We start from the raw sequence: 4,601 nt of genomic DNA, 5'->3' as shown, positions 1-4,601 counted from the left end.
GGTAAAGTTGTTCGCTCTGATGCTGAATACAAATTGAGTTTATTTCGTCAATGAACAATATCATAATCCACAGCGCCGACAAGTTTACGGATATGACCAAGACAGCGGCGGACATTGACCGCTGCAGTTCAAGCTAAACTTTTGACATAACATCATTAAGCAGTTCTTGCTCAGTGCCGTAAATAGCCTCCCAGGCTTTACGGCCGGCATGAACTGCTACACCATAACCGCCAGTTCTATGATGTGTGTGGCATAAGCCTATCACTTCATAGTTACTGGCTTTTTTACCCATAGTTCCGTTTGATATGTGATGTATCTCGCAATCTGGCGTGAAATATCCCATTTTGCGGCAGGCCACGCAGCCAAGCGCCAATACTGCCTGATAGTGCCTTGATTCGTCTTTAGTCGGTTTTTTTGCCATTAGTTACCCCATGCTACTTAGCTGATCAATAGCGTTTTGCAATTGTTCCTCGCTTTCAAATTGCCTGGATAAAATAAACTTCCAGCACACTGAAAAAGCAGCCTGGTAAAACTGGTTAAACTGATCTTGATCCATGCTGTTAAAGTTTATGGATTTAGGCGACTTGCGGATCCCGGTTGGTGTGACCTGTATGTCACAGTGGCCTGACTCCAGCTTGATCCAGTCTAAAAGCGCCTGTTTCGACTTCTGCGGCGTTTCAATCTTTGAGCCTCGCCGTTGCATTAGCTCGCTCAAGAAAGCCCGACCAGCTTCGCGCAGATTCGCTGTATCAACGCCTTTGCTGTTTAGCCAATCAAAAAACAGTTTTAAGGTCTGCTTTTCAGCTGGCGACAATAAACCGCCTTTTGGTTCCCAAGCGTCGTAAGCCAATTCAACCAATCCACCAAAGAAAAGCTTATGGTGCTGTAATGATCTAGGCTTAACTTGGGTTATGGTCACCTTAACGCCTTGCCCTACTTTAAGCTTGGCCAGTTCGTCCACATCATGCTGGGTAACCGGTCGCAAGCCTTGCGGTGTTTTTACCATGGTGATTTCAATTGCCATTGCCGATCCTAAAGTCATAATAATTAACGCGAGTTTGCGACACTAAGCCCATCGGAGTAAACCAGGCCACTACACATGGAAACTTTGGGCCTTGCTCTTTGCCTTTGGCGTCCAAGAACTTTGTGCCGTCAGGGCGCAGGAATTTAAGCCTGAATGGCATCCTGATAAGCGTATCGGCATAATCCCAGGCTAACCGGCCGTATTCTGTTTCGGTAGTGTCAGGAAAGATCATGGCTGTGATGTTGCCCTGTTTGGCTTCATGTACTGCTTTTTCAATCCATGGCGTTATATCTGAAAATGGAGGATTGCAGAAGTTAACATGGCACCATGGCAGTTCCAGGCCGTTAGCGCCATCCTCAAGCGCAAAGTAGTTAACGCACTTGGCAGTACCAGGCTGGGCGCATACGTCCAAGGTGAAGCGCTGGCGCAGGTATGATTGAAGTGATTCGTAAAACCATACCGGTGTTTGTGCTAGGTCTTTTTCTTTCAGTGGCGTGTTAGAATTAAAGTTCATTTTGCATCCTTACTTTTAAGTTTACCAATTAGCGCCAGCGCTTTAAGCCGGCCAGGTGTGTTTAAGTCTTTCTCAAAAACATTAATGTGTTCTATCTGCGCTTTTGGTACGTAAACCTCCAGCACTTCACCGGCTGTTACTTTTGCCAGTGCGTCCTTGTAAGCCTGCTTGAAAACCGGCCATGTATCTTTTTCGGTTTTGTTTCGCAGCTCAAACCAGCCAGTAGCTTTTCCTGCAACGTACACTGCAGGGTGTGACCATTGCGCCTCATTCAAGCTACCTGCATAACGGCAAGCCTCTACGTATGCTTCACGGTAACCGGGTAAGCCTGTTCCTACTGATTCCCGGCACAACTGAACAAACTCAGTTGGGTTCGGCATAAATGGTTTTTCGCCTGCATTGGCTTCAAAAGCGTGCAAGCCGTTTTTAATCTGCTGATCAGTCAGGCCAGCTTTAAGCAATGCCTTGGCGTATTCCCTTGCTACAAACTCCGGCATCAGCTCGGTGCGCGACAGATAATCCCTACAGTAAATCCTAAACCGTGGGAAAATATGATCAGTCACCAAGATAGAAAGGTTCATCGCCCTCAGTTTCGAGCCGTCTGATCTCTGCGTGTAGTCGCTCGCTTGTTCCTTGTCGCCAGTGCTCAAGTTTAGCTGCCCTTCTACTTGCTGAATTGTTTTGATAGCCATTTTGCTGATCCTCCAGTTTAACCCAGCTTGCTTTAAAGCCTTTCCAGCTAGACGCCTCTGCTTGTCGCAGACAGTCATCTACCGTAAATCCATTATCAACAGCCTTGGCCAGTTCCTTGCCTATGGTATTCATGGCCAGCTGACTTACTGACGCCTTAACCCGTTTACGCATTGTCAGCCAGGCTTTCAGAATTTCAGGATCCGGGGCTTGTGGCCACTCTGAAAAATCCAGCTCCGGCGTTTTCTGTTTTGGTTTATTAATATCTTTGTTCTTAACTTCTTTTACTTCTTTACTTCTTATAATGTCGTTCGACTGATCGTCCGACCCTCGTTCGCCTGCTCGTTCGTTTGGTCGTTCGCCTGCTCGTTCGTCACTCTGATAAGTGTCGTAATTACATATAGTTATAATGCTAGTTAGCTCGTTCGTTTGAAAGTCGATCATGCCGTGTTTTTTTAGCATTAGTAAAAAGCGTTTTACCTTGTTTTGTGACATATTCCAGCGTTTCTGCAGTGTCACTTGTGACGCGCAGACCTGCCCACGTTTCACGTTTATAACGCGAGCTTTAATTTTAACTTGGCTATCTTCAAAGCTTGCCGACATTAGTAAGTCGATCCATGCAAGGGCTTTGTCAGGTTCGTTAAAGTCAAAAATAAAGTGATCGCGTAATGCTCGGTTCAGCTTTATCCAGCCAGACATAGTGCTACCTGTTTTCTTCTAGGTAATCACAAAGCGGTTTTAAAACCTCATAGGTTGGATTCTGCCTTACTCCCTTAGCAATGGCGTGCAAATTGGCGTAACCAATGCCTGTTCTACGGCTGACTTCTTTAAGGTTGCGATCTTTCAGCTTGTCTCTTATCTGTTCCATTGTCAGCATGTTTTGTATCTCCGATAAAATAATTAACACCTACAGTTGACATAATAGGCGTGACAATCTAACCTGTCAACAAGGCAAAACGAACTGCCTAAATATGGAGTGTTAAAAAATGCGTAAATTCAGAAATCCCCTTATTGTCATTGTCCTGACTGCTTTGTACTTCACAGCGTCAACAATGGAATTCAATGATCAGGCTGCAGAGCACGCCTATTACTGCGATATGACCCAGTCGGGCAACTGGCCTAACTACAAAGATGTGGAGTGCAACTAGCATGAAAAAGCAGACTGTTACTATTTACTCAATTTTATGGCCGCACAGTGATGCTGCTACCTTTGCCTTTGTCGAAATGACTGATAACGGCTGTATCACTATAGGCCAGCAGCAAGTAGAGCTGGTTGTGCATGATGTTCCTGCTGATACCCAAGTTAAGCAGACCCAGCTGCGCTTAGAGCAAATCAAAAAGCAGCAGCTGGCATTAGAGGCTGAACTACGGGCTTTAAGCAATGAGTAACTTAACTATCTGGAAAGCGGTTGAGCAAACCGCAGCCAGCGCCACAAAGCTGGCTAACCTGGGCGGCAGGCCGGTAACGTCAATCAATAGCATTTACATGGTTAAGCGTGCGACTGAAATATTTGGCCCGGTTGGTGATGGTTGGGGCTATGACATTGTTGAAGAACGCTTTGATCAAGCTGCGCCGATATTTATTACCAATGAGCAAACGAAAGTGCGTGAGATGGTCTGTCACGAGATCATGCACACGATAAAGCTGCGCCTTTGGTACAAGAACGAAGTAGGTGAAAAGTGTGAAGTGTTCCACTTTGGCCATACGCCTTACATTCAGACGTCAAAATACGGCCCTTATACCGACTATGATGCGCCAAAGAAAAGCCTTACTGATGCCATTAAGAAATGCTTATCGCTTTTAGGCTTTAGCGCTGATGTGTTTATGGGCATGTTTGACGATGCTGGTTATGTTGAAGCATCCAGAGTTAAAGAAAGCATTGAGAAGTCAGAGCAGCAGGACGAAGAACTAGCTAAGCAGCAACAGGAGTTTTTAGCCTGGTGCGAGCGCGAAGTTTCACAGTATGAGCGGGTGCCTAATGCTGCAGCGCTGCGCCTGGTACATGCTGGGCACGTTAAAAAGTTAAATCAGCAATGTCAGCTGTTAGGTTTTAACACTGATAAGTTTATTAAGCGGTTTGATGAAGTGTATCAAGCCAGGCTGGCGGTGTTGAAGCCAGTTCAGAATATGGTCTGCCCAGAATGCGGCACTGCCCAAGCTGGCAATGCAGGCGATAAGTGTAAAGAGTGTGATGGTAAAATAATACCGGCCGAAGCCGGTAAATAAGGAGCGTAAAAAGTGACTAACTTAAATAGTGTTGATATAGAAAAAGGCAGTGTTGATGTTGCCGAGTTCAAACAGACTGATGCAGCATTAGCGGTGCTGCGTGAAAAGTATAGCGTGATCCCTGACGCAAATACAGAAGATGGCTA

Annotated in this window: 8 protein-coding genes; 2 read left to right on the top strand and 6 right to left on the bottom strand. The window is 45.8% G+C overall.

The genetic code is table 11. The annotated features are described in order from the left end of the window. Positions 1–133: 133 nt before the first annotated feature. The 6 genes from V7D78_RS16090 to V7D78_RS16065 are packed head-to-tail and all read right to left on the bottom strand — an operon-like array spanning position 134 to position 3,105. Positions 134–421 carry a Ref family recombination enhancement nuclease gene (locus tag V7D78_RS16090; protein WP_333609474.1) on the bottom strand — a complete coding sequence of 96 codons (288 nt, stop codon included), beginning with the start codon at positions 419–421 and terminating at the stop codon, positions 134–136. A gap of 3 nt (positions 422–424) precedes the next feature. Beyond that, entirely contained in the window at positions 425–1,024 is a 600-nt protein-coding gene (locus V7D78_RS16085) for a DUF1367 family protein (RefSeq protein ID WP_333609473.1), read from the bottom strand. Continuing rightward, the gene (locus V7D78_RS16080; protein WP_333609472.1) at positions 1,014–1,538 is read right to left on the bottom strand and encodes a DNA N-6-adenine-methyltransferase; all 525 of its coding nucleotides are present in this window, start codon (positions 1,536–1,538) and stop codon (positions 1,014–1,016) included. Before V7D78_RS16080 ends, V7D78_RS16085 begins: the two co-directional genes overlap by 11 nt. Next, complete coding sequence (locus tag V7D78_RS16075; RefSeq protein WP_333609471.1) at positions 1,535–2,119, bottom strand: replication protein P; 585 nt, start codon at positions 2,117–2,119, stop codon at positions 1,535–1,537. Before V7D78_RS16075 ends, V7D78_RS16080 begins: the two co-directional genes overlap by 4 nt. Further along, on the bottom strand, positions 2,094–2,927 hold the full coding sequence (locus tag V7D78_RS16070; protein WP_333609470.1) for a hypothetical protein: 834 nt from the start codon (positions 2,925–2,927) through the stop codon (positions 2,094–2,096). The genes V7D78_RS16075 and V7D78_RS16070 overlap by 26 nt, the downstream gene beginning before the upstream one ends. A 4-nt stretch (positions 2,928–2,931) precedes the next feature. Continuing rightward, positions 2,932–3,105, bottom strand: coding sequence for a helix-turn-helix domain-containing protein (locus V7D78_RS16065; protein WP_333609469.1), 174 nt, complete (start codon positions 3,103–3,105; stop codon positions 2,932–2,934). 272 nt (positions 3,106–3,377) lie between these two features. On the opposite strand from V7D78_RS16065, the gene V7D78_RS16060 reads away from it, so the two are divergent. Both V7D78_RS16060 and V7D78_RS16055 read left to right on the top strand, forming a co-directional pair. Continuing rightward, positions 3,378–3,617, top strand: a complete 240-nt coding sequence (locus V7D78_RS16060) for a hypothetical protein (RefSeq protein ID WP_333609468.1) — start codon at positions 3,378–3,380, stop codon at positions 3,615–3,617. Further along, positions 3,610–4,455, top strand: coding sequence for a hypothetical protein (locus V7D78_RS16055; protein WP_333609467.1), 846 nt, complete (start codon positions 3,610–3,612; stop codon positions 4,453–4,455). Before V7D78_RS16060 ends, V7D78_RS16055 begins: the two co-directional genes overlap by 8 nt. Positions 4,456–4,601: the final 146 nt, after the last annotated feature.

The sequence above is a fragment of the Arsukibacterium sp. genome (genome assembly GCF_036735525.1).
GTDB lineage: Bacteria > Pseudomonadota > Gammaproteobacteria > Enterobacterales > Alteromonadaceae > Alishewanella.
This window is presented reverse-complemented; position numbering and strand designations above follow the sequence as displayed.

Coding starts and splice junctions, on each gene's coding strand:
- V7D78_RS16080 (WP_333609472.1), bottom strand. CDS start 1,538: ATGAACTTTAATTCTAACACGCCACTGAAAGAAAAAGACCTAGCACAA.
- V7D78_RS16085 (WP_333609473.1), bottom strand. CDS start 1,024: ATGGCAATTGAAATCACCATGGTAAAAACACCGCAAGGCTTGCGACCG.
- V7D78_RS16070 (WP_333609470.1), bottom strand. CDS start 2,927: ATGTCTGGCTGGATAAAGCTGAACCGAGCATTACGCGATCACTTTATT.
- V7D78_RS16090 (WP_333609474.1), bottom strand. CDS start 421: ATGGCAAAAAAACCGACTAAAGACGAATCAAGGCACTATCAGGCAGTA.
- V7D78_RS16055 (WP_333609467.1), top strand. CDS start 3,610: ATGAGTAACTTAACTATCTGGAAAGCGGTTGAGCAAACCGCAGCCAGC.
- V7D78_RS16065 (WP_333609469.1), bottom strand. CDS start 3,105: ATGCTGACAATGGAACAGATAAGAGACAAGCTGAAAGATCGCAACCTT.
- V7D78_RS16075 (WP_333609471.1), bottom strand. CDS start 2,119: ATGAACCTTTCTATCTTGGTGACTGATCATATTTTCCCACGGTTTAGG.
- V7D78_RS16060 (WP_333609468.1), top strand. CDS start 3,378: ATGAAAAAGCAGACTGTTACTATTTACTCAATTTTATGGCCGCACAGT.